This is a genomic window from Citrobacter tructae, assembly GCF_004684345.1.
GTDB lineage: Bacteria > Pseudomonadota > Gammaproteobacteria > Enterobacterales > Enterobacteriaceae > Citrobacter > Citrobacter tructae.
The window spans coordinates 3192593-3217385 of sequence record NZ_CP038469.1; the positions used below are offsets into that span (position 1 = coordinate 3192593).

The 24793-nt window shown below is 54.1% G+C and carries 21 protein-coding genes; 14 read left to right on the forward strand and 7 right to left on the reverse strand.

What is annotated here, in order from left to right:
• Nucleotides 1-305 precede the first annotated feature (305 nt).
• From ptsP to gldA, 3 genes are read left to right on the forward strand one after another with little or no spacing between them, the layout of a single operon-like run.
• Nucleotides 306-2807 (forward strand): phosphoenolpyruvate--protein phosphotransferase, encoded by a 2502-nt coding sequence (gene ptsP, locus E4Z61_RS15965; protein WP_135323619.1) that lies wholly within the window; start codon nt 306-308, stop codon nt 2805-2807.
• 12 nt (nt 2808-2819) lie between these two features.
• Nucleotides 2820-3482: a fructose-6-phosphate aldolase gene (gene fsa, locus E4Z61_RS15970; protein ID WP_135323620.1), complete on the forward strand. Its 663-nt coding sequence runs from the start codon at nt 2820-2822 to the stop codon at nt 3480-3482.
• 11 nt (nt 3483-3493) lie between these two features.
• Nucleotides 3494-4597 carry a bifunctional L-1,2-propanediol dehydrogenase/glycerol dehydrogenase gene (gene gldA, locus E4Z61_RS15975; RefSeq protein WP_135323621.1) on the forward strand — a complete coding sequence of 368 codons (1104 nt, stop codon included), beginning with the start codon at nt 3494-3496 and terminating at the stop codon, nt 4595-4597.
• Between the two features lie 83 nt (nt 4598-4680).
• Here gldA and katG read toward each other — a convergent pair whose 3' ends face one another.
• From katG to E4Z61_RS15995, 3 genes are all read right to left on the reverse strand, one after another.
• Nucleotides 4681-6861, reverse strand: a complete 2181-nt coding sequence (katG, locus tag E4Z61_RS15980) for a catalase/peroxidase HPI (protein ID WP_135323622.1) — start codon at nt 6859-6861, stop codon at nt 4681-4683.
• A 168-nt stretch (nt 6862-7029) separates the two neighbouring features.
• The gene (gene metF / locus E4Z61_RS15985) at nt 7030-7917 is read right to left on the reverse strand and encodes a methylenetetrahydrofolate reductase (protein WP_135323623.1); all 888 of its coding nucleotides are present in this window, start codon (nt 7915-7917) and stop codon (nt 7030-7032) included.
• A 157-nt stretch (nt 7918-8074) separates the two neighbouring features.
• Nucleotides 8075-8983: a LysR family transcriptional regulator gene (locus E4Z61_RS15995; protein WP_135323625.1), complete on the reverse strand. Its 909-nt coding sequence runs from the start codon at nt 8981-8983 to the stop codon at nt 8075-8077.
• Nucleotides 8984-9072: 89 nt separating this feature from the next.
• On the opposite strand from E4Z61_RS15995, the gene E4Z61_RS16000 reads away from it, so the two are divergent.
• A complete protein-coding gene (locus E4Z61_RS16000) occupies nt 9073-9444 on the forward strand; it encodes a carboxymuconolactone decarboxylase family protein (protein ID WP_135324953.1) in 372 nt (123 codons plus the stop codon).
• Nucleotides 9445-9482: 38 nt separating this feature from the next.
• On the opposite strand, the gene metL is transcribed toward E4Z61_RS16000, so the two are convergent.
• Nucleotides 9483-11915: a bifunctional aspartate kinase/homoserine dehydrogenase II gene (gene metL, locus E4Z61_RS16005; RefSeq protein WP_135323626.1), complete on the reverse strand. Its 2433-nt coding sequence runs from the start codon at nt 11913-11915 to the stop codon at nt 9483-9485.
• Nucleotides 11916-11917: 2 nt separating this feature from the next.
• Nucleotides 11918-13078, reverse strand: a complete 1161-nt coding sequence (gene metB, locus E4Z61_RS16010; protein WP_135323627.1) for a cystathionine gamma-synthase — start codon at nt 13076-13078, stop codon at nt 11918-11920.
• Between the two features lie 265 nt (nt 13079-13343).
• Between metB and metJ the strand changes: the two genes are divergently transcribed.
• The gene (metJ, locus tag E4Z61_RS16015) at nt 13344-13661 is read left to right on the forward strand and encodes a met regulon transcriptional regulator MetJ (protein ID WP_003862042.1); all 318 of its coding nucleotides are present in this window, start codon (nt 13344-13346) and stop codon (nt 13659-13661) included.
• 53 nt (nt 13662-13714) lie between these two features.
• On the opposite strand, the gene rpmE is transcribed toward metJ, so the two are convergent.
• Nucleotides 13715-13930 (reverse strand): 50S ribosomal protein L31, encoded by a 216-nt coding sequence (gene rpmE / locus E4Z61_RS16020; RefSeq protein WP_096758811.1) that lies wholly within the window; start codon nt 13928-13930, stop codon nt 13715-13717.
• A gap of 204 nt (nt 13931-14134) precedes the next feature.
• Here rpmE and priA point away from each other — a divergent pair, with 204 nt between their 5' ends.
• From priA to E4Z61_RS16065, 8 genes are all read left to right on the forward strand, one after another.
• Nucleotides 14135-16333: a primosomal protein N' gene (gene priA, locus E4Z61_RS16025; RefSeq protein ID WP_135323628.1), complete on the forward strand. Its 2199-nt coding sequence runs from the start codon at nt 14135-14137 to the stop codon at nt 16331-16333.
• A 156-nt stretch (nt 16334-16489) separates the two neighbouring features.
• Entirely contained in the window at nt 16490-17515 is a 1026-nt protein-coding gene (gene cytR, locus E4Z61_RS16030; protein WP_135323629.1) for a DNA-binding transcriptional regulator CytR, read from the forward strand.
• 93 nt (nt 17516-17608) lie between these two features.
• Entirely contained in the window at nt 17609-18583 is a 975-nt protein-coding gene (gene ftsN, locus E4Z61_RS16040; protein ID WP_135323631.1) for a cell division protein FtsN, read from the forward strand.
• A gap of 91 nt (nt 18584-18674) precedes the next feature.
• The gene (hslV, locus tag E4Z61_RS16045; RefSeq protein WP_003028805.1) at nt 18675-19205 is read left to right on the forward strand and encodes an ATP-dependent protease subunit HslV; all 531 of its coding nucleotides are present in this window, start codon (nt 18675-18677) and stop codon (nt 19203-19205) included.
• 9 nt (nt 19206-19214) lie between these two features.
• Nucleotides 19215-20546: an HslU--HslV peptidase ATPase subunit gene (gene hslU, locus E4Z61_RS16050; protein WP_135323632.1), complete on the forward strand. Its 1332-nt coding sequence runs from the start codon at nt 19215-19217 to the stop codon at nt 20544-20546.
• A 67-nt stretch (nt 20547-20613) separates the two neighbouring features.
• Entirely contained in the window at nt 20614-21543 is a 930-nt protein-coding gene (gene menA / locus E4Z61_RS16055; RefSeq protein ID WP_135323633.1) for a 1,4-dihydroxy-2-naphthoate polyprenyltransferase, read from the forward strand.
• A gap of 92 nt (nt 21544-21635) precedes the next feature.
• Entirely contained in the window at nt 21636-22121 is a 486-nt protein-coding gene (gene rraA / locus E4Z61_RS16060) for a ribonuclease E activity regulator RraA (protein ID WP_003028798.1), read from the forward strand.
• A gap of 191 nt (nt 22122-22312) precedes the next feature.
• Nucleotides 22313-23056 (forward strand): SDR family NAD(P)-dependent oxidoreductase, encoded by a 744-nt coding sequence (locus tag E4Z61_RS16065; protein WP_046493430.1) that lies wholly within the window; start codon nt 22313-22315, stop codon nt 23054-23056.
• A gap of 205 nt (nt 23057-23261) precedes the next feature.
• Here E4Z61_RS16065 and zapB read toward each other — a convergent pair whose 3' ends face one another.
• On the reverse strand, nt 23262-23507 hold the full coding sequence (gene zapB / locus E4Z61_RS16070) for a septal ring assembly protein ZapB (protein ID WP_006686209.1): 246 nt from the start codon (nt 23505-23507) through the stop codon (nt 23262-23264).
• 429 nt (nt 23508-23936) lie between these two features.
• On the opposite strand from zapB, the gene E4Z61_RS16075 reads away from it, so the two are divergent.
• A complete protein-coding gene (locus tag E4Z61_RS16075; protein WP_032490558.1) occupies nt 23937-24782 on the forward strand; it encodes an MIP/aquaporin family protein in 846 nt (281 codons plus the stop codon).
• Nucleotides 24783-24793: the final 11 nt, after the last annotated feature.

The window sequence follows — 24793 nt, forward strand, 5'->3', positions numbered from 1 at the left end:
TCGCTCCCGGGCTGTTAAAAGCCCATGTCCATAACATTGTTGTGGCAAACAATAGGCAATCTGGGACGATGCAGACAGTGGATAAAAAGGCCATTTACTGGACTTTTGTAATGTCACTGCAAAAATGCGATCCGCCTCATAACTTATGAACCTTCCCAAGATTTCCACGTTAAGCTGACTTGTGAAGCGTCTCTCACTTTGAAACTTACATTACATTTGTCCAGCTTTTGGCAGATTTGTCACATGGCACGCGCGGGCATTGCCCTTTTATCCTGTAAACAAGAAACCTTTATGGGAGAGAGGCCATGGCCCTGATTGTGGAATTTACCTGTGAGCTACCGAATGGCGTACATGCACGCCCGGCAAGCCACGTTGAAACACTGTGCAATACGTTTACCTCGCATATTGAGTGGCATAACCTGCGCTCTGACCGTAAGGGCAACGCCAAAAGCGCGCTGGCGCTGATTGGCACCGACACGCTGACAGGCGACAACTGCCAGTTGCTGATTTCCGGCGCGGATGAGCAGGTTGCGCATCAGCGTCTGAGCCAGTGGCTGCGAGAGGAGTTTCCGCTGTGCGACGCCCCGCTGGCGGAGGTCAAAAACAACGAAATGGAGCCGCTTCCGGCTTCGCTCACCAACCTGAATCCGCAGTTATTTCGCGCCCGTGCTGTTTGCAACGGCTGCGCTGGCGGCGTGCTGACGCTGCTCTCTTCTCTCGATCTCAATGCGCTCGGAGTACTTCCCGCCGCCAAAGGTCCGGAAGCAGAGCAGTCTGCACTGGATAACGGCTTAATGCTGTTGATGAAAAGCATCGAGTTTCGTTTACTGGACAGCGACGGCGCCACCAGCGCAATTCTGGAAGCACACCGCTCACTGGCGGGCGATACATCCTTACGCCAACACCTGCTGGCGGGTGTCTCGCGGGGGTTGAGCTGCGCTGAGGCTGTTGTTGAAAGCGCCAATCACTTCTGCGAAGAATTTGCCCGATCCAGCAGCAGCTATCTGCAGGAACGCGCGCTGGACGTGCGCGACGTCTGCTTCCAATTGCTTCAACTGATTTACGGCGAGCAGCGCTTCCCGGCCCCCGGCAAACTGACGCAGCCAACGGTCTGTATGGTTGACGAACTCACACCAAGCCAGTTTCTTGAGCTGGATAAAACGCTCCTCAAAGGCTTGCTGTTAAAAAGCGGCGGCAACACATCTCATACCGTTATTCTCGCCCGTTCATTTAACATCCCGACTCTGGTTGGCGTGGAGGTTGAGGCGTTAACCCCATGGTTAAGCCAGACCGTTTATATCGATGGAAATGCAGGCGCGGTGGTGGTGGCACCAGATGAGGCGGTGGCGCGTTATTATCAGCAGGAAGCCCGCGTACAAGACGCGCTGCGCGAACAGCAGCGGATCTGGCTGACGCAAGAAGCGCGCACCGCAGATGGAATTCGCATGGAAGTCGCCGCCAACATCGCTCATTCGGTGGAAGCGCAGGCGGCTTTTGGCAACGGCGCGGAAGCGGTCGGCCTGTTTCGCACAGAAATGCTGTATATGGACAGAACCAGCGCCCCCGGCGAGAGCGAACTGTACAATATTTTTTGTCAGGCGCTGGAATCCGCAGCGGGTCGCAGCATTATTGTGCGCACCATGGATATCGGCGGTGATAAACCCGTTGATTATCTGAATATTCCTGCCGAAGCCAACCCATTCCTTGGCTATCGCGCCGTGCGTATTTATGAAGAATACGTCGCCCTGTTTACCACGCAACTGCGGGCGATCCTCCGCGCTTCAGCGCACGGTAGCCTGAAAATCATGATCCCGATGATCTCGTCGATGGAAGAGATCCTGTGGGTGAAAGAGAAACTGGCAGAAGCTAAACAGCAGTTGCGTAACGAGCATGTCCCGTTTGATGAGAAAATCCCGTTCGGCATCATGCTGGAAGTCCCTTCGGTGATGTTCATCATCGACCAGTGCTGTGAGGAGATTGATTTCTTTAGTATTGGTAGCAATGACCTGACCCAGTATCTGCTGGCGGTCGATCGCGACAACGCGAAAGTCACCCGTCACTACAACAGCCTAAATCCAGCCTTCCTGCGCGCACTGGATTACGCGGTACAGGCGGTACATCGTCAAGGTAAATGGATTGGCCTGTGCGGTGAGCTTGGTGCTAAAGGATCGGTACTACCACTGCTGGTCGGCCTGGGATTAGATGAAATCAGCATGAGCGCGCCATCCATTCCCGCCGCCAAAGCGAGGATGGCGCAACTCGACAGCCGCGCCTGCCGCCAGTTACTGAATCAGGCGATGGCCTGTCGCACTTCGCTGGAAGTGGAGCATCTGCTGGCCCAGTTCCGGATGGCTCAACAAGATGCTCCGCTGGTTACCGCACAATGCATCGCTCTGGATAGCGACTGGCGCAGCAAAGAAGAAGTCATCAAAGGGATGACCGACAACCTGTTGCTGGCAGGTCGCTGCCGCTACCCGCGTAAGCTAGAGGCCGATCTGTGGGCACGCGAGGCAGTTTTCTCTACCGGATTAGGTTTTAGCTTCGCCATTCCGCACAGCAAATCTGAACATATTGAGCAGTCGACCATCAGCGTAGCGCGCCTGAAAGCGCCGGTACGCTGGGGCGATGATGATGCACAATTCATCATCATGCTGACGCTCAACAAACACGCCGCGGGCGACCAGCATATGCGTATTTTCTCGCGTCTGGCGCGCCGCATTATGCACGAAGAATTCCGTAACGCGCTGGTTAACGCTGAATCTGCCGATGCTATCGCCAGCCTGCTGCAACACGAGCTTGAACTTTAAGAGGGTATTTATATGGAACTGTATCTGGATACCGCCAACGTAACTGAAGTCAAACGTCTGGCACGCATCTTTCCTATTGCTGGCGTCACCACCAACCCGAGCATCGTGGCGGCAAGTAAAGAGTCCATCTGGGATGTGCTGCCGCGTCTGCAAGACGCTATCGGCAAAGAGGGCATCCTGTTCGCTCAGACCATGAGTCGCGATGCGCAGGGCATGGTGGAAGAGGCTAAGCGCCTGAGCCACGCTGTGCCGGGTATCGTGGTGAAAATCCCAGTCACCGTCGAAGGCCTGGCAGCTATCAAACTATTGAAAAAAGAAGGGATTACAACTTTAGGCACTGCCGTGTACAGCGCGGCGCAAGGGCTACTGGCCGCGCTGGCAGGGGCAAAATATGTCGCGCCTTATGTGAACCGCATTGACGCCCAGGGCGGTGACGGTATCCGTACGGTACAGGAGTTGCAAACATTGCTGGAACTGCATGCACCAAACAGTATGGTGCTGGCAGCCAGCTTTAAAACACCACGCCAGGCGCTGGATTGCTTACTGGCTGGATGTGAAGCAATCACTCTGCCATTAGATGTAGCGCAACAAATGCTCAATACCCCTGCGGTAGAGTCAGCTATAGAGAAGTTTGAGCAGGACTGGAACAACGCATTTGGTCGTATCACTCTTTAAGGAGATAACGTATGGATCACATTATTCAATCACCGGGTAAATACATCCAGGGTGCCGATGTTATTACTCGTCTTGGCTGCTATCTCAAACCGCTGGCTGAACGCTGGCTGGTCGTTGGAGACAAATTTGTTTTAGGTTTTGCGCAACCCGCCTTGGAAAAAAGCTTCCAGGATGCAGGGTTGTCACTGGAAATCGCTCCGTTTGGGGGCGAATGTTCACAGAATGAAATTGACCGTCTGCGCGGCATGGCAGAAAAAGCGCAGTGCGGCGCGGTACTCGGTATTGGCGGCGGTAAAACGCTGGATACCGCCAAAGCGCTGGCTCACTTTATGGGTGTACCGGTCGCCATTGCGCCAACAATTGCCTCTACCGATGCCCCATGCAGTGCGCTGTCGGTAATTTACACCGATGCGGGCGAATTTGACCGCTATCTGCTGCTACCTAACAACCCGGACAGGGTCATTGTCGATACTAAAATCGTGGCAGGTGCACCTGCGCGTCTGTTAGCGGCAGGCATCGGCGACGCGCTGGCGACCTGGTTTGAAGCCCGCGCCTGTTCACGTAGCGGTGCAACCACCATGGCGGGTGGTCAATGTACTCAGGCTGCACTGGCATTGGCTGAGCTGTGCTACAACACGCTGCTTGAAGAGGGTGAGAAAGCCATGCTGGCCGCAGAGCAACATGTGGTCACTCCGGCGCTGGAGCGTGTCATTGAAGCCAACACCTATCTGAGTGGCGTCGGTTTTGAAAGCGGTGGTCTGGCAGCCGCGCACGCTATCCATAACGGCCTGACGGCAATTCCGGACGCACATCACTACTATCACGGTGAAAAAGTGGCGTTCGGTACGTTAACGCAGTTAGTACTGGAAAACGCGCCAGTCGAAGAAATTGAAACCGCCGCAGCTCTGTGCCATTCCGTTGGTCTGCCGATCACCCTTGCTCAACTGGACATCAAGCAGGACATTCCAGCCAAAATGCGCATTGTGGCCGAAGCGGCCTGTGCCGAAGGCGAAACTATTCATAACATGCCCGGTGGCGCCACGCCGGACCAGGTTTATGCCGCGCTGCTGGTCGCGGATCAGTACGGTCAGCGATTCCTGCAAGAGTGGGAATAAGCAACCAATAAAAATCCCCGCGATAGCGGGGATTTTTTTGTATGCCGGGCCGGAGAAGCGTGAGCACCATCCGGCCTTTTTCTTTACAGCAGATCGAAACGATCCAGATTCATCACTTTCACCCATGCCGCGACAAAGTCCTTCACGAACTTCTCGTGAGCATCGCTGCTGGCATAAACTTCAGCCACTGCACGCAGTACCGAGTTAGAACCAAACACCAAGTCGGCGCGGGTTGCCGTGTATTTCACTTCGCCGCTCAGACGGTCGCGGCCTTCAAACAGCTCCTGTGACTCATCAACCGCTTTCCATTCGTGACGCATATCCAGCAGATTGACAAAGAAGTCGGTGCTGAGCACGCCCGGACGATCGGTAAAGACGCCATGCTGGCTGCCATCGAAGTTGGTTCCCAGCACGCGCATGCCGCCCACCAGCACGGTCATTTCCGGCGGGGTTAACGTCAGCTGTTGGGCTTTATCGATCAGCAGCGACTCAGTGGTCGACACGTCTGGGCGGGAACGGTAATTACGGAAACCATCAGCAATCGGCTTGAGCAGTTCAAACATCTCAATATCGGTTTGATCCTGACGCGCATCCACACGACCTGGCGCAAAAGGTACATTGATGCTGACACCCGCCGCGCTTGCCGCCTTCTCCACACCTACGACGCCGGCCAGCACGATAATATCGGCCAACGAAGCGGTATGCGCAGATTTATAAATACCTTCCAGCACTGGCAGAACGCGGGCTGCAGTAGCATTCACATCCCAGCCGCGTTGCGGGTCCAGCGCCAGACGCGCACCGTTCGCACCGCCGCGTTTGTCGCCACCACGGAACGTTGATGCAGAAGCCCATGCCACCGACACCAGTTCACCGACAGAAAGCCCGGAAGCCGCAATGGTCGCTTTCAGGTTAAGAATATCTTCCTCGCTCGGGTTGAAGAACGGATGCGGCAGCGGATCTTGCCAAATCAGATCTTCCTGTGGGACTTCTGGGCCAATGTAACGTGATTTTGGCCCCATATCCCTGTGCGTCAGTTTAAACCACGCGCGAGCGAAGGCTTCATTGAAGGCCTGCGGGTCGTTGAGGAAGCGACGGGAGATCTTCTCGAACTCAGGATCAAAGCGCAACGTCAGGTCAGTGACCAGCATCGTCGGCTTACGTTTTTTCGACGGATCGAACGGATCCGGAATAATTTCAGGGGCATCGACCGCTTCAAACTGGATAGCTCCGGCCGGGCTGCGGGTCTGTACCCATTCAAATTTGAACAGGTTCTCGAAGAAATAGTTGCTCCATTGGGTCGGTGTCTGTGTCCAGACCACTTCCAGACCGGAGGTAATGTTGTCTGCGCCAACACCGCTACCGTAGCTGCTGGCCCAACCTAAGCCTTGTGCTTCAATCGGTGCCGATTCTGGATCGGGACCGACGTGTGATGCAGGACCTGCGCCATGGGTTTTGCCCAACGTATGCCCGCCGCCAATCAGCGCCACGGTTTCTTCGTCGTTCATTCCCATGTTGCCGAAGGTGGCACGAATCGCTGCCGCCGCAGAAAGGGGTTCGCCGCTATGGTCCGGCCCTTCCGGGTTCACATAGATAAGCCCCATCTCAGTCGCACCCAGCGGGGCTTTCGCCAGCTCTTCAGGGTGGCGGTGCGTTAACCAGGCTTTTTCGTCACCCCAGTTTACGTCGAGATCCGGTTCCCATACGTCTTCACGACCAGCACCAAAACCGAAGGTACGGAAACCGGAGTTTTCCAGCGCCACGTTACCCGCGAGGATAAACAGGTCGGCCCAGGAAATTTTCTGACCATATTTTTGCTTAACAGGCCACAACAGACGGCGCGCTTTATCAAGGCTCACGTTGTCCGGCCAGGAGTTCAGTGGTGCAAAACGCTGCTGTCCGCGACCTGCGCCACCGCGCCCATCAATAGAGCGATAGGTCCCTGCGCCGTGCCATGCCATACGGATAAATAAACCGGCATACGTGCCCCAGTCAGCGGGCCACCACGGTTGAGATTCGGACAGAAGGGCTCTGAGATCCCCTTTCAGGGCAGAATAATCGAGTTTGCTAAATTCTTTGCGGTAGTCGAAGTCCTCACCCAATGGGTTCGAACGGTTCGAATGTTGGTTCAGAAGATCTACACGGAGTTGATTCGGCCACCAGTCGCGGTTATTTCTTCCTGCTCCCGCGCTATGATCGGGCCCGCCCTGATGGAAAGGACACTTACCGGCAGTTGATGCGTTTTGGCTATCGTCGGACATGCTCATCTATATGCTCCCTTTACAGTGTTCTGACTACGATATACACCACCAGAGATAAGATATAGTCGAAATAACCCACAGATTCGATAGCTAATTCCTTTTATATTTTACGTTACAGAGATGTAGATCAAAATGATCAATAAAAAGCCCTCCGTAGAGGGCTGGGGCATCTGTTTAGTTAGGTCTTACACCCAGTGTGTGACAAATAGCGTAGCTCATTTCGGCGCGGTTAAGGGTATAGAAGTGGAAATCTTTCACCCCTTCACGACTTAAAATCTTCACCATATCCATAGCGATATTCGCGCCCACCAGCTTGCGGGTTTCCGCATCATCGTCCAGGCCATCAAACATTGTCGACATCCATGCCGGAATGCGAACGTTAGTCATGTCGGCAAATTTTTTCGCCTGCTTAAAGTTTGAAACTGGCAGGATGCCTGGAATGATTTCCACATCAATTCCCGCAGACACACAGCGATCGCGAAAACGCAGGTAACTTTCCACATCAAAAAAGAACTGGGTGATTGCACGGTTCGCACCAGCATCGACTTTACGCTTCAGGTTGAGCAGATCGGCCTGGGCACTTTTGGCTTCTGGATGCACTTCTGGGTATGCCGCGACCGAAATATCAAAATCAGCAACATCTTTCAGCAAGGCCACCAGATCGGCGGCGTACATATCCGGCTTACCGCCGCCTGGCGGCAGGTCACCACGCAGGGCAACAATATGGCGAATACCGTTATTCCAGTAATCCTGAGCAATAGTACGCAGTTCATCGCGAGTGGCATCAATACAGGTCAGGTGCGGGGCCGCTTCAAGGCCGGTACGATCCTTAATGCCTTTAATGATGCTGTGCGTGCGGTCGCGCTCACCCGAATTTGCACCGTAAGTTACTGAAACAAACTTCGGTTTCAGACTGCTCAGGCGATCGATGGAGTTCCACAGGGTTTGCTCCATTTCACTGGTGCGCGGCGGGAAAAACTCAAACGAAACGTTAATCTGACCGGCAACTTCAGCCAGGCTCTGATTCAGGGCTTCCCGCTGGTTGGCGTGAAAAAAGCTCATACCTTACCTCATCAATCTTTTGTCGTTATATGTTGTGTTGTGAACTGCTATACGTTTAGACGTCTAGATGTAAAAATGACGGAAAAGCATGCTGGCGTCAACACAAAAATCATCGTTAAAGGTGAGGAATACTCAGTCAACGTGAAAAAAATTCACATCAGCCTAAAATGATGAGGGATTGCATCACGACCGTCTGCAACCACTCTAGTTTTGTTACGTTCTCAGGCAGCATCAGCAACCCCGTGCTAATACACAATTCAGTATCGGTAAGCGGAAGGAAAATCACCCCCTGACGTTGGATAGCGGAAAAGGAGGCAGGAAGCAGGCTCAGACCGTCACCCTGCGCGATCCGTGCCAACAGCACGTCATGTTCCAGCGGCTCTTCAATACAAGCAGGAGAGTAACCAGCACGACAAAAAATGTGTCGGGTGTAATCAAAAAAAGCGGGGTTACGTTCGCGTTTGAACCAGAACAGTAGTCGGTGGTTCAACGCCGTTAACGAGAGTGACGACAGCGCCGCCTCTGGCCAGATTGCGGGTAAGGCGGCGATCATCGATTCTTGCCAACCGACAGACATGACGCTAAGCCCCGTGGTCTCAAGCGGTAGCGCCACCAGCGCTGCATCAAGCTTTCCCCGACGCACCTGGCGCGCCAGTTCAGGCGAACTATGGCGGACAATATGTGGCTTCTGTACACGCGTATTAAGCTGTGACTCAAGCGCAGCAAAAACCCCCTGCTCAAACGCAGTAGTCAGCCCAAAGCGCAGCGACTGTGTACCGGTTTGCCCAAGCTTGCTCAATGCCGCATAGGTTTCATCCTGCTGTGCCAGCAGCGGGCGGATAATCTCCAGTACGCGCGCCCCTTCATCCGTGAGCGTCAGCCCTTTGGTATGACGGACAAAAAGTATCACCCCCAGGCGATCTTCAAGCTGGCGAATGTGGCGACTCAGCGGTGGCTGCGACATAAACAAACGCTGCGCCGCTCGACTCATATTGTTCTCTTCCGCCACTACGGCAAAGTAACGCAGCAGACGAATATCCAGAGAGTGTAATGGCGATGTTGTCATACCGAAAAGGTATCACGGAAACGGTATTATCCCAATCATTCCGCGCGCTCTATCCTCACGCCACAGACCACACACATGAGGAAGAAATGATGCCTTCAGAACGCTTTATTATGGGTCAGGAGATGTTGCAAAAAGTGGATGGTAAAGGGGGCAAGGCCGTCGTCGAGAGCCTGAAAGATATTGCACCTGACTTCGCCCGCTACCTGCTGGAATTTCCTTTTGGCGACATCTATTCAAGACCGGGGCTGGATTTACGTAGTAGAGAAATAGCTACCGTCGCGGCATTAACTGCGCTGGGCAACGCCACACCACAGTTAAAAGTGCATATTGGCGCGGCATTACACGTGGGTTTAACGCAGGATGAGATCGTTGAAGTGATTATGCAAATGGCAGTATATGCAGGTTTTCCCGCTGCACTGAACGGGTTGTTCGCCGCAAAAGAGGTGTTTGCGAAACAGTAAAGATGCCGGATAGCGAAGGAGCCACCCGGCAACAAAGATTACAACAACTGAGCCAGACGGTTGATATCGGACTGAATAGCCCCGGCTGTGACGTCACGACCAGCGCCTGGCCCACGGATCACCAGCGGGTTGTCGCGGTACCAGCGGCTTTCAATGGCGAACACGTTATCGCACGGCAGCAGCGCCGCCAGCGGGTGCTCCGGACGTACCGCTTCAACCCCAACACGTGCTTTACCATTAGCGTCAAAACGCGCCACGTAGCGTAGCACCAGCCCCATTTCACGGGCGGCCTCCAGGCGCTGAACCATCTGCTCATTCAGCTCATCGCCATTTTCAAAGAAATGGTCAATGGAGCCTTCTTCACAGTGCGCAGGCACCAGTGACTCCACGCGTACCTGATCTGGTTCGATATCGTATCCCGCCTCACGCGCCAGAATCACCAGCTTGCGCATCACATCTTTACCAGAAAGATCCACGCGCGGGTCAGGTTCAGTCAGACCCTGCTGCCACGCCTGATCCACCAGATCGGTGAACGGGACAGAACCATCAAATTGCAGGAACAACCACGACAACGTGCCGGAGAAGATCCCGCTGATCGATAAAATGGTGTCTCCACTGTCAATCAGATCGCGCACGGTATGGTTGATCGGCAATCCGGCACCCACGGTGGCGTTATACAACCAGTGGCGACCCGTTTTCTCGAAGGCATCGTGAATTTGGCGATATTTATTACTGGTGCTAGCTCCCGCCAGTTTATTGGCACTAATTACGTGAAAACCGTGGCTGGCGAAATCCAGGTACTGATCCGCCAGTTGCTCGCTGGCGGTTACGTCCAGCACGACTAAATCATCATACGGGTGGGCGCGCATCCACAAAAACAGGGATTCTTCATCCTGCTCCACTGCTTCGTCATCAAAGAAGGCCAGCGCGCGGCTGGCATCCAGCCCTTCGTAGTTCAACAGGCTACGGCGGCTATCCACCACGCCTGCCAGCACAAATTCAAAACCGGTGCGCGCAGAAAGCGTACTCTGCTCACGGGCAAACAGCTCCAGCCAACGCGAACCGATATTCCCCTTGCCAAACAGCACCAGACCGATGCGTTTTTCAGCGCGGAAGATTGACTGGTGCAGACCCTGGATCAAGCTTTCGGTCGGGCCAGTACGCAGCACGGCGACCAGGCTAATGCCCTCTTCCGACTGCCAGGTAAACTCAACCGGCTGGCCCTTCAGTTGTTGCCAGAAACGGTGGCAGTGCAGCGGGTTACGCGTCACGCCAGCACCGACCATCGCCACCAGCGCCAGGCCCTGACGCAAACGCAACTCGCCCGGCAAGCCTGCTTCATCAAGAATTTTCAGCGCGCCGTCGGCAACTTCGGAGGTGTAGCAAAATTGCAGTAACTGGCGGTCAGGATGCACGCCCACCGCCAGTGGACGCACCTGTGCACGCTTCAGGATCTGGTCGATATCCTTATGTGCCAGCTTAAAGTCCTGGCTGGCAGGAACCTGAAACTCAATCAGGCAGACGTCGTCGTGGCTGGTTACAATACGCGCCCCGGTACCGGAAGCCAGTACGCGTTCAATGCGCGTCGACCCCTGATCCGGCGTGTAGCTGCAGCGTAACTGGAGGTCGATATCACTACCGGAAACCGGCTGTAAGGTGCGAGCGTGGAGAACCGGTGCCGCCAGACGCGCCAACTCACTGGCTTCATCAAGGCGCAGCAGCGGCAGCAGACACGCATCTTTCACTTTACGCGGGTCAGCGCTGTATACCCCGGCAACGTCGCTCCAGATGGTTACGCGGGAAACACCTGCCAGCGCGCCAACCTGGGTCGCCGAGTAGTCAGAGCCGTTGCGCCCCAGTAGTACCGTTTCGCCTGCGTTGCTGCGGCTAATAAATCCGGTCACCACCAGACGTTTACCCGGATGCTGCGCCAGCAACTGTTGCAGTAAGGGATATGAAAGGCCTTCATCCACCTGCGGTTGAGCACCGCGTTCCGCACGCAAAAACTCACGCGCATCCAGCCAGGTGGATTCCAGTCCCTGCTGGTTAAGGACGGCAGACATCAGACGCGCCGACCACACTTCGCCATGCCCCACCACTTCGGCGTAGACCGCATCGTTGACGCCGCTGTCGAGTAAACCGGCCAGGCGCTCCAGATCGTTGATAAACGCGCCTACCAGCCCATCAGCTACCTCTGGCGGTAACAGACCACTAATAAGCTCGCTCTGATAGCGACGCAACGCCTGCTGAACCTGATGCGCAGAGAGACGATCGGTCTGGCTTAATTTCAACCAACTAATCAACTGGTTAGTGGTACTGCCTGCAGCGGAAACAACCATCATGTCGTCAGGCTGCGAGTACTCCGCCATAATACCTGCGACACGCAAATAGCATTTCACGTCTGCCAGACTGCTACCACCAAATTTGTGCAGTTGACGACCCTTCGCCCCTGCCTGCGCAATCACACTCATGTTTACCCCTTGTTTGCAGCCCGGAAGCCATTTTCCAGGTCGGCAATTAAATCTTCGCCATCTTCAATACCGGTGGAGATACGCAGCAGCGTCTCAGAAATGCCGGCAGCAGCACGCGCTTCTGGCGCCATCCCCGCGTGTGTCATGGTTGCGGCGTGGGAGATCAGACTTTCAACGCCCCCTAACGATTCCGCCAGCGTAAACAATGATAACCCGCCAAGGAAGTTGCGCAGCGTTTGCTCATCGCCATCCAGTTCAAAACTTAACATCGCGCCGAAGCCTTTTTGCTGGCGCGCGGCAATCTCATGCCCTTGATTATCCGGCAGTGACGGGTGATACAGTTTTTTCACCAGCGGCTGGGTTTGCAAAAAGTCGACAATCGCCTGAGCATTACGTTGTGCCACTTCCATACGGGGTGACAGAGTACGCAGACCACGCAACAGCAGATAACTATCAAATGCGCCGCCGGTAACGCCAATATTATTCGCCCACCATGCCAGCTCAGTGACCATTTCCGGATCTTTTGCAATCACCACGCCAGCCACAACGTCTGAGTGACCATTTAAATATTTCGTGCATGAATGCAACACCAGATCGGCGCCCAATGCCAGTGGATTTTGCAGTGCCGGGCTTAAAAAAGTGTTGTCGACGACGCTGACCGCGCCAGCCTCACGCGTCAGCTGGCAGATTTTCGCAATATCGACCACGCGTAACAGCGGATTGCTTGGGCTTTCCACCAGCACCAGCTTCGGTTTTTCCGCCAATGCGGCTTTCAGCGCCTCTTCATTGCCCTGATCGACAAACAGCACGCGATAACACCCACGCTTCGCCAGACTGTCAAACAGGCGATAGCTGCCGCCGTAACAATCGTGCGGTGCCACCAGCAAATCGCCCGGCTTCAGAAACACCGTGGTCACCAGATGAATCGCAGACATGCCAGTATTGGTTAGCACCGCGCCCGCTCCGCCTTCCAGCTCCGCCAGCGCGCGCTGGACAACATCACGCGTCGGGTTACCGCGGCGTGAATAGTCATGGGCACGAGGCTCGTTGAAACCGGTGAAATTATAGGTACTGGAAAGGTGAATCGGCGGGACAACACAACCGTACTGCTCGTCGTCATTTAATCCGCTACGCACTGCGATGGTGGCCTGTTTACGCGTCATATTGAGGAGATCCTGGCTGATCTGGTGAATAGTCAGACCCCAGAGTAATCATTGTTACAATAGCCGTCAATACATCTGGACATCTAAACTTCTTTGCGTATAGATTGAGCAAACTCGAAATAGCCGTTAAAATTATATGCATTAGCGTACATCTGCGTCGGCTAACTTCGTGTCAGGGCCACGCCACTACGATAAACTACGCACAATTATGGTCCGGGCTCAGGTTCTGGCCTCAATTTTAATGACAAAGAGGATTATGTATCTCATGGCTGAATGGAGCGGCGAATATATCAGCCCATACGCTGAGCACGGTAAGAAGAGTGAGCAAGTCAAAAAAATTACGGTTTCCATTCCTCTGAAGGTGTTAAAGATCCTTACCGATGAACGCACGCGTCGTCAGGTGAACAACCTGCGCCACGCCACCAACAGCGAGCTGCTGTGTGAAGCGTTTCTGCATGCCTTTACTGGGCAACCGTTACCCAACGATGACGATCTGCGTAAAGAGCGCAGTGATGAAATCCCGGAAGAGGCCAAGGTAATTATGCGTGAGCTGGGGATCGACCCGGAGACGTGGGAGTACTAAACGCCAGACACAAAAAAAGCGCCGTAAGGCGCTTTTTTCTGACAGCAAAAAACTTATTTGCTGGTACCCGGTACGCTGAAACGCTTGTTGAAGCGGTCAACACGGCCACCGGTAGCAACATCACGCTGTTTGCCAGTATAGAACGGGTGGCATTTACCGCACACGTCGAGGTTCAGATCGTGACCAACGGTAGAGCGGATTTTCATGACGTTACCGCAAGAGCAGTTTGCAGTAATTTCTTCGTATTTCGGATGAATATCTTTTTTCATGGGAGAACCTCAGTTAAGGCCGCGTCGCTCTTCCAGCCCTAACGCCAGACACCACGCGATGTTAATAGTATAGTTTTGACGCAATCAATTTGCATCAAAGGCGGCGAATCATACAGAAATTAGCCTGCTCATGCAAACTGATCCGCATTCCGCTCCCCACTAATGTGTATACTAACCCGCCAGAATTCAAGTCAGGATGATTCAATGCCCGTTGCTCACGTTGCCTTACCCGTCCCGCTACCCCGCACCTTTGACTACCTCTTGCCGGAAGGTATGAGCGCCAAAGCCGGGTGTCGCGTACGTGTACCCTTTGGCAAACAGCAGGAACGCGTCGGTATTGTCCTGTCGATCAGCGAGCACAGCGAACTGCCGATCAACGAATTAAAGGCAGTCATCGAGGTACTGGACAGCGAGCCGGTCTATTCGACCTCCGTCTGGCGCTTGCTGCTGTGGGCTGCTGATTATTACCACCACCCCATTGGTGACGTGCTGTTTCACGCCCTGCCAATTCTGCTGCGTCAGGGCAGACCCGCCACCAATGCGCCAATGTGGTACTGGTTTGCTACCGAAGACGGCCAGGCCACTGACCTCAACAGCCTGAAACGATCGCCAAAACAGCAGCAAGCCCTGGCAGCGCTGCGACAGGGAAAAATCTGGCGTGATCGGGTGGCAGACCTTGAATTTAACGACGCCGCATTGCAGGCGCTACGTAAAAAAGGTCTGTGCGATCTGGCGAGCGAAACACCAGGTTTCAGCGACTGGCGTACGCATTATGCCGTTTCTGGCGAACGCCTGCGGCTCAATACCGAACAGGCCACTGCGGTGGGCGCGATTCATAGCGCATCAGACTGTTTTAGCGCTTGGTTGCTCGCCGGTGTGACCGGCTCCGGTAAAACGGAAGTCTATTTAAGCGTGCTGGAAAATGTTCTCTCTCAGGGCAAGCAGGCTCTGGTGATGGTGCCGGAGATTGGCCTGACACCGCAAACCATCGCCCGCTTTCGCGAACGCTTCAATGCCCCGGTCGAAGTTCTGCACTCCGGTTTAAATGACAGCGAGCGTCTTTCCGCATGGCTGAAAGCGAAAAATGGTGAGGCGGCAATTGTCATCGGTACACGCTCATCGCTGTTTACGCCGTTTAAAAATCTCGGCGTGATTGTCATCGATGAGGAGCACGACAGCTCCTATAAACAACAGGAAGGCTGGCGCTATCACGCCCGCGACCTGGCGGTTTATCGCGCGCACAGCGAGCAGATCCCGATAATTCTGGGTTCGGCAACACCAGCACTGGAAACGTTGTGCAACGTAAGGCAAAAAAAATACCGCATGCTGCGCCTGACACGCCGTGCCGGAAACGCACGCCCCGCGACACAGCACGTACTGGATTTAAAAGGTCAGCAGATACAGGCAGGACTAGCCCCGGCGCTGATCGCCCGCATGCGCCAGCATTTGCAGGCCGATAACCAGGTGATCCTGTTTCTTAATCGCCGGGGTTTTGCCCCAGCATTGCTGTGCCACGACTGCGGCTGGATTGCCGAATGTCCGCGCTGCGATCACTACTACACCCTGCATCAGGCGCAGCATCATCTGCGCTGCCACCACTGCGACAGCCAGCGCCCGATACCGCGTCAATGCCCGTCCTGCGGCTCTACACACATGGTGCCAGTGGGGCTCGGTACCGAGCAGCTCGAACAGGCCTTAGCGCCGTTCTTCCCCGGCGTGCCGATTTCACGAATCGATCGCGATACCACCAGCCGCAAAGGGGCGCTGGAACAGCATCTGGCGGAAGTCCATCGCGGCGGCGCACGCATCCTGATCGGCACGCAAATGCTGGCGAAAGGTCACCACTTTCCGGACGTCACGCTGGTGGCGCTGCTGGATGTGGACGGGGCATTATTCTCCGCCGACTTCCGTTCCGCAGAACGCTTCGCCCAGCTCTACACCCAAGTATCCGGGCGCGCAGGACGTGCCGGGAAACAGGGCGAAGTGGTACTGCAGACGCATCACCCTGAACATCCTTTGCTGCAAACCTTATTGCATAAAGGCTACGACGCCTTTGCCGAGCAGGCGCTTGCCGAACGGCAAACGTTGCAGCTTCCGCCGTGGACCAGCCACGTCATCGTGCGGGCAGAAGATCACAACAATCAGCAGGCGCCGCTGTTTTTACAGCAGCTACGCAATCTGATCCAGGCCAGCCCGCTGGCTGACGAGAAGCTGTGGGTATTAGGTCCGGTTCCGGCTCTGGCCCCTAAACGTGGTGGCCGCTATCGTTGGCAAATATTATTGCAACATCCGTCGCGTATTCGCCTGCAGCATATCGTCAGCGGTACGCTGACGTTGATTAATACGCTACCCGATGCACGCAAGGTCAAATGGGTGCTGGATGTCGATCCCATAGAGGGATAACCCCTCATGATGCGAGGCGGATCGTAAAATTAAATATCCATCACACTTTTTATGAAAATTCTGTAACTGCTTCTATTCACGATCTGATAAAAATATTTCAGATGAAGGTTACCCAGGGACAAGTCTGCACCAGCAGCGCCCTGGCGAGGAGAAAGAGTGAAACCGAACAAGCAGGTCACTGCCGCGACGATGAAAGATGTTGCCCTGAAGGCGAAAGTCTCCACGGCAACCGTCTCCCGTGCATTAATGAATCCAGACAAAGTCTCTCAGTCCACCCGTAGCCGGGTTGAGCAAGCCGCCCTTGAAGTGGGATATTTACCGCAATCGATGGGTCGCAACGTTAAGCGTAATGAATCACGCACTATCCTGGTCATCGTCCCGGATATTTGCGATCCCTTTTTTAGCGAAGTTATTCGCGGTATAGAAGTCACCGCCGCCGAGCAGGGTTATCTGGTGCTGATCGGCGATTGCGCGCACCAGAACCAGCAGGAAAAGACCTTTCTTAACCTCATTATTACCAAGCAGATCGACGGCATGGTGCTACTCAGCTCACGTTTGCCGTTTGATGCCAGCGTAGAAGAGCAGCGCAATTTACCGCCGATGGTGATGTCCAACGAATTCGCGCCAGAACTGGAACTGCCCACCGTTCACATTGATAACCTCACCGCCGCCTTTAACGCGATGAACTATCTGCTGGAGCTGGGGCATAAACGCATCGGTTGTATCGCCGGGCCAGAGGATATGCCGCTGTGCCACTACCGTCTGCAAGGGTACGTTCAGGCGTTACGCCGCAGCGGGATTACGGTCGACCCGCATTTTATCGCACGCGGTGATTTTACCTATGAAGCGGGGGCTAACGCGCTAAAACAGCTGCTTGAGCTACCGCACCCGCCGACCGCCGTCTTTTGTCACAGCGATGTCATGGCACTGGGCGCACTCTCCTGGGCCAAACGCCAGGGCTTAAAAGTGCCTGATGACCTGTCGATTATTGGCTTTGATAACATTTCACTGACGGAATTTTGTGATCCACCCCTGACAACCGTCGCACAGCCGCGTTTCGATATCGGGCGCGAAGCTATGCTGTTACTGCTCGATCAATTACAGGGGCAGAGCGTCAGCAGTGGTTCACGTTTACTGGACTGTGAGCTCATTATTCGGGGCACGACCCGGGCGCTGACGTAAAGTAAAGCGCTTTCGGACTCCCCTGTCTGGTCAAAGGCCCGCCGCTTAAGTAACATGGCGGGCTGACGAACGAATAAATACAGCGAAACGATAGTGGCACAACGAGATTATGTACGTCGCGGCCAACCGGCACCTTCGCGGCGCAAAAAGAGCACTTCACGGAATAAGCAACGCAGTACATCCGCGGTTTCACCCGCGATGGTCGCTATTGCAGCAGCCGTACTCGTGACCTTTATCGGTGGTCTGTACTTCATTACGCATCACAAGAAAGAAGAGTCCGAGACGCTGCAAAACCAGAAAGTGACCGGCAATGGCATCCCACCGAAGCCGGAAGAGCGCTGGCGATACATCAAAGAGCTGGAAAGCCGCCAGCCAGGCGTGCGTGCGCCAACCGAACCCTCTGCTGGCGGCGAAGTGCTGAATGCCGATCAGCTGACTAATGAGCAGCGCCAGTTGCTGGCGCAGATGCAGGCTGATATGCGTCAGCAGCCCACACAGCTCAACGAAGTTCCGTGGAATGAACAAACGCCTGAGCAACGCCAGCAAACGCTGCAGCGTCAGCGTCAGGTGCAGCAACAGCAGTGGACCAACGCACAGCAGCAGGCCCAGCAACCACGCCCTCGGGCAACGGAACAACCTTACCAGCAGCAGCAACAGCAAACACGTACCGTGCAAGCCGCACCGGTACAGCAGCCTCGTCAAACGCAGCCCAAACCGGCGGCCCAGCAGCCGTACCAGGATCTGCTGCAGACGCCTGCGCATACCGCTGCCACTCAGCCGAAAACGCAGCCGGCCGCACCGATTACCGAAGTGCCGAAGCAGACTGCTGAGAAAAAAGATGAGCGCCGCTGGATGGTTCAGTGCGGGTCGTTTAAAGGGGCTGAACAGGCAGAAACCGTGCGTGCGCAGTTGGCCTTTGAGGGATTCAACTCCCGTATCACGACCAACAACGGCTGGAATCGCGTGGTCATTGGCCCGGTTAAAGGCAAGGAAAACGCCGACAACACCATCAGTCGTTTGAAAGTCGCGGGACACACAAACTGCATTCGACTGTCTACCGGGGGTTGAAACCCCCAAAATCCCCCCCATCTATACTTGCATTACGCCCCGCACACTGTGTGGGGCCTGTACATTGCATTTGTAACCAAGGGGTCTGCTCGTGACAACAATAGTAAGCGTACGCCGTAACGGCCATGTGGTAATCGCCGGTGATGGTCAGGCCACACTGGGTAACACCGTAATGAAAGGCAACGTGAAAAAAGTCCGCCGTCTGTACAACGACAAAGTCATCGCGGGCTTTGCGGGCGGCACTGCGGATGCATTCACGCTGTTTGAATTGTTTGAACGCAAACTTGAAATGCATCAGGGTCACCTGGTGAAAGCTGCCGTTGAGCTGGCGAAGGACTGGCGTACTGACCGTATGCTGCGCAAACTCGAAGCGCTGCTGGCCGTTGCCGATGAGACTGCATCACTCATCATCACCGGTAATGGCGATGTCATTCAGCCAGAAAACGATCTGATTGCCATCGGCTCCGGCGGTCCCTACGCCCAGGCTGCAGCACGTGCTCTGCTTGAAAATACCGAGCTTGGCGCCCGCGAGATTGCTGAGAAAGCGTTGGATATTGCAGGGGATATCTGCATTTATACCAACCACTTCCATACCATCGAAGAATTGAACTCCAAAGCGTAAGGATCCCCCATGTCTGAAATGACCCCACGCGAAATTGTCAGCGAACTGAACAAACACATCATCGGCCAGGATAACGCCAAGCGTTCCGTGGCGATTGCCCTGCGTAACCGCTGGCGCCGCATGCAACTCGACGAAGAGCTGCGCCATGAAGTCACGCCAAAAAACATTCTGATGATTGGCCCAACCGGCGTCGGTAAAACCGAAATCGCCCGTCGTCTGGCAAAACTGGCCAACGCACCGTTCATCAAAGTTGAAGCCACGAAATTCACCGAAGTCGGCTATGTAGGTAAAGAAGTTGACTCTATCATCCGCGATCTGACCGATTCTGCCATCAAAATGGTCCGCGTTCAGGCGATCGAGAAAAACCGCTTCCGCGCCGAAGAGATGGCGGAAGAGCGCATTCTCGACGTGCTGATCCCACCGGCAAAAAATAACTGGGGGCAGTCTGAACAGCCTCAGGAACCTTCCGCTGCGCGTCAGGCATTCCGTAAAAAACTGCGTGAAGGCCAACTGGATGATAAAGAGATCGAAATTGATCTCGCTGCCGCGCCGATGGGCGTAGAAATCATGGCACCTCCGGGCATGGAAGAGATGACCAGCCAACTGCAGTCCATGTTCCAGAACCTGGGCGGTCAGAAGCAAAAACCGCGTAAGCTGAAAATCAAAGAAGCCATGAAGCTGTTGATTGAAGAAGAAGCGGCTAAGCTGGTAAACCCGGAAGAGCTGAAACAAGACGCCATCGACGCCGTTGAACAGCACGGGATCGTGTTTATCGACGAAATCGACAAAATCTGTAAGCGCGGCGAATCCTCCGGCCCCGACGTTTCCCGTGAAGGCGTACAGCGCGACCTGCTGCCGCTGGTTGAAGGTTGCACCGTCTCCACCAAGCACGGCATGGTGAAAACCGATCACATCCTGTTTATCGCCTCTGGCGCGTTCCAGGTGGCGAAACCGTCCGACCTGATCCCGGAGCTGCAGGGTCGTTTGCCGATTCGCGTCGAGCTTCAGGCGCTGACCACCAGCGATTTTGAGCGTATCCTGACTGAACCAAACGCCTCCATCACCGTCCAGTACAAAGCGCTGATGGCGACTGAGGGCGTGAATATTGAGTTCACGGAAGATGGCATCAAGCGCATAGCTCAGGCCGCCTGGCAGGTCAACGAAACCACCGAAAACATCGGTGCCCGTCGTCTGCACACTGTACTTGAGCGTCTGATGGAAGATATTTCCTACGATGCGAGCGATTTGAACGGCCAAAGCATCACAATTGATGCCGAATATGTGAGCAAACATCTGGATGCGCTGGTCGCAGATGAAGATCTGAGCCGTTTTATCCTATAATCGCGTTCAATGCATTTTCATCACTGTTGATGGGGCTGATAAAGCCCCATTTTTATTGGCGCTAAATATGACTGAACAACAACAAATTAGCCGCTCACAAGCCTGGCTGGAAAGTTTACGACCTAAGACCTTACCGCTCGCCTTCGCGGCGATCATCGTCGGTACGGCATTAGCATGGTGGCAAGGGTATTTCGATCCGTTGGTGGCTCTGCTGGCATTGATCACCGCAGGACTGCTGCAAATCCTGTCCAATCTCGCGAACGACTATGGTGACGCCGTCAAAGGCAGCGACAAGCCTGACCGCATTGGACCGCTGCGCGGTATGCAAAAAGGGGTCATCACCCAACAGCAGATGAAGCGCGCACTGATTGTTACCGTGGCCCTAATCTGTCTGTCTGGCCTGGCGCTGGTGGCGGTGGCCTGCCACACGATGGCTGATTTTGTCGGCTTCCTGGTGCTCGGTGGCCTGTCGATTATCGCCGCGATCACCTATACCGTCGGCAATCGCCCTTATGGCTACATTGGCCTCGGTGATATTTCCGTACTGGTCTTCTTCGGCTGGCTGAGCGTTATGGGCAGTTGGTATCTGCAGGCGCATACGTTAATTCCCGCACTGATCCTACCAGCTACCGCCTGCGGCCTGCTGGCTACCGCCGTGCTTAACGTTAACAACCTGCGCGATATCAATAGCGACAAAGAGAACGGCAAAAACACGCTGGTAGTGCGTCTGGGCGCCGTTAATGCGCGTCGTTACCATGCTTGTCTGCTGATGGGTACTCTGGTCTGCCTGGCGCTGTTTAACCTGTTTTCGCTGCAAAGCTTGTGGGGATGGCTGTTTATCCTCGCCGCTCCGCTACTGATTAAGCAGGCGCGATACGTGATGCGTGAAATGGATCCTGCGGCCATGCGTCCGATGCTGGAACGCACCGTGAAAGCGGCACTGTTAACTAACCTGCTGTTTGTTGTTGGGATTTTCCTCAGCCAGTGGTCCGTTTAACTGACAAATATCAATTAACAATTGATGATTTTGCCAACAGTACACATAGCGCGATATACTAAAAATTCTCGCAGCAACTGAATGTTGAGCCTATGAAATACGATACATCCGAGCTTTGTGACATCTACCAGGAAGATGTCAACGTCGTGGAACCACTGTTCTCTAACTTTGGGGGACGGTCGTCGTTTGGCGGACAAATCATCACGGTAAAATGTTTCGAGGACAACGGGTTGCTGTATGATCTGCTCGAACAAAATGGCCGTGGTCGCATTCTGCTGGTCGATGGCGGCGGTTCTGTCCGTCGTGCGCTGGTCGATGCCGAACTGGCGCGTCTGGCGGTACAGAATGAATGGGAAGGTTTGGTCATCTACGGCTCAGTACGCCAGGTAGACGATCTGGAAGAACTGGACATCGGTATTCAGGCGATTGCCGCTATTCCGGTGGGTGCCGCAGGTGAAGGCATTGGGGAAAGCGATGTGCGCGTCAACTTCGGTGGCGTGACGTTTTTCTCCGGCGACCATCTGTACGCCGACAACACTGGCATCATCCTCTCCGAAGACCCGCTTGATATCGAGTAAAGAAAATACCGCAATTCGGTGTGATGCCAGTCGGTTAAACAACTGACTGGCAATTTTCTTCGATTCTGGAAATCTCCAGATCCTCTTTTTTGCCACTTCACCCTTTCGATTCCCCCATTCAGCGCATTGACGAAGAAAAAACTCTCTCTATACCTAATGATGAATCTCATCACTCTCGTCACGGGGTCATCATGCATATCGATCTGACAGGTAAAAAAGCGCTGGTCACCGGAGCCAGTCGTGGATTAGGGCGCGCTATTGCACTGTCGCTGGCGAAAGCCGGTGCTGATGTTGTTATAACCTATGAAAAATCTGCGGAGAAAGCCCAGGCCGTTGCCAATGAAATTACAGCACTCGGCCGCCATGGCGAGGCTATTCAGGCAAACAGTGCAAACGCTCAGGCTATTCAGAATGCCGTAAATCACACGATACAGTCACTAGGAGGATTAGATATTCTGGTCAACAACGCAGGGATCGCACGCGGCGGCCCGCTGGAGTCTCTGTCACTGGAAGACATCGATGCGTTGATTAACGTGAATATCCGTGGCGTGGTGGTTGCCATACAGGCCGCGTTGCCGCATCTCCCTGAAGGTGGGCGAATTATCAATATTGGCAGTTGCCTTGCCAACCGTGTCGCCCAGCCGGGGATTGCTGTCTACGCGATGACTAAATCAGCGCTCAACTCGCTAACCCGTGGCCTGGCTCGTGATCTCGGCCCACGGGGTATTACCGTCAACCTTGTCCATCCCGGCCCAACGGACAGTGATATGAACCCAGCAGATGGCGAACAGGCAGACTCCCAACGACAGCTTATTGCGACAGGGCATTACGGTACACCGGAGGATGTTGCAGCGGCAGTGACGTTTCTAGCAAGCCCAGCGGCTGGGCAGATTTCCGGCACTGGTCTGGACGTAGACGGGGGTTTGAATGCCTGAAACTAACGTTGTATCGCGATAAAGCTACGATATTGCCGGATGACGGCTTGCGCCTTATCCGGCCTACATGCTGGTACTCAATTCCTCTATAGATTTCGCGTCAGGGCAAGGCGGCAAGAAAATGAATCCCCAGGGACATAGGAAACTATGTGACTGGGGTGAATGCACGCAGCCAACGCCGCCATAACGTGAAATATGACGAGGATTAGACTTCTTCCATACGGCCCAAGAGCGCATGCAGACGATCCTGCCAGCCGCTCTGCTGTTCTTTCAGGTTGTTGTTCTCACGCTCCAGCTCTTCACGCTGCTGCTGTGCAGACTGAACTTCCTGCGACAGTGAGTTGTTCTTTTCTTTCAGCTCTTCGATTTCCATCTGCAACAGCGTGATGGTATCAATCGCCTGCTGTACTTTTGCTTCCAGTTTCTCAAACACTTCTAATGACATCGTCATACCTCTCCTGAATTGCAAGGCGTTGATGGATAAAAATCCTCGTCCCGATAACCGGTGACGCCTTAATAAAAACGCGCGTTCTCTACTTAGCTCCGATTGTATGAAGCCGCGCCATCGCTGTCCAGCAGCATCCCGCGTAGATTGCGGTTTGCAACACTTTTAATCTTTGTCCTGGCGACAAACCCCTTATAGCTCCAAAGTGTTAACATATTGGTTAATGAAATGATTCAGCTCACACTAATTATGTATAACAAATACCTCGTTGTGGCGCGAAAACGCTCATTTTGTTGATGCAGTACACACATTTTAATTTCGATATTTCTCGTTTTTGCTCGTTAACGATAAATTAACAGTGTGCCTACCGGGCTCCGGGGATGTCAGTGACCTTCTCGCACACAATAAACATTAATCTCTCTTCAGGATCCGATTATGAGTCAAACATCAACCTTGAAAGGCCAGTGCATTGCTGAATTCCTCGGTACCGGGTTGTTGATTTTCTTCGGTGTGGGATGTGTCGCTGCACTCAAAGTGGCTGGGGCTACTTTTGGTCAGTGGGAAATCAGTATCATCTGGGGTCTGGGGGTAGCGATGGCTATCTATCTGACAGCAGGTGTTTCTGGTGCACACCTGAATCCAGCGGTAACCATCGCACTATGGCTGTTCGCCTGTTTTGATAAACGCAAAGTTGTTCCTTTTATTATTTCGCAAATTGCCGGCGCCTTTTGCGCAGCGGCATTGGTTTACGGGCTTTATTACAATCTTTTCATCGACTTTGAACAAACCAACCATATCGTGCGCGGCAGTACAGAGAGCCTGGGTCTGGCTGGCACTTTCTCCACCTATCCGAACCCGCATATCAATTTTGTGCAGGCCTTCGCGGTTGAAATGGTCATTACCGCTATTCTAATGGGGCTGATTTTGGCGCTGACTGACGATGGTAACGGTGTACCTCGTGGTCCGCTGGCACCACTGCTGATCGGCTTATTGATTGCCGTTATTGGTGCTTCCATGGGCCCTCTGACCGGTTTTGCGATGAATCCGGCACGTGACTTTGGACCGAAACTCTTCGCCTGGATGGCTGGTTGGGGTGAGATTGCCTTCACGGGTGGTCGCGATATCCCTTACTTCCTGGTACCAGTGTTTGGCCCGATTACCGGCGCAATTTTGGGCGCATGGGCATATCGCAAACTGATTGGTCGTCATTTACCGTGCGATGTCTGCGCGATTGAAGAGAAAGACGCTGCGGCCAACACTCAACAAAAAGCTTCGCTGTAATGTGACTACGG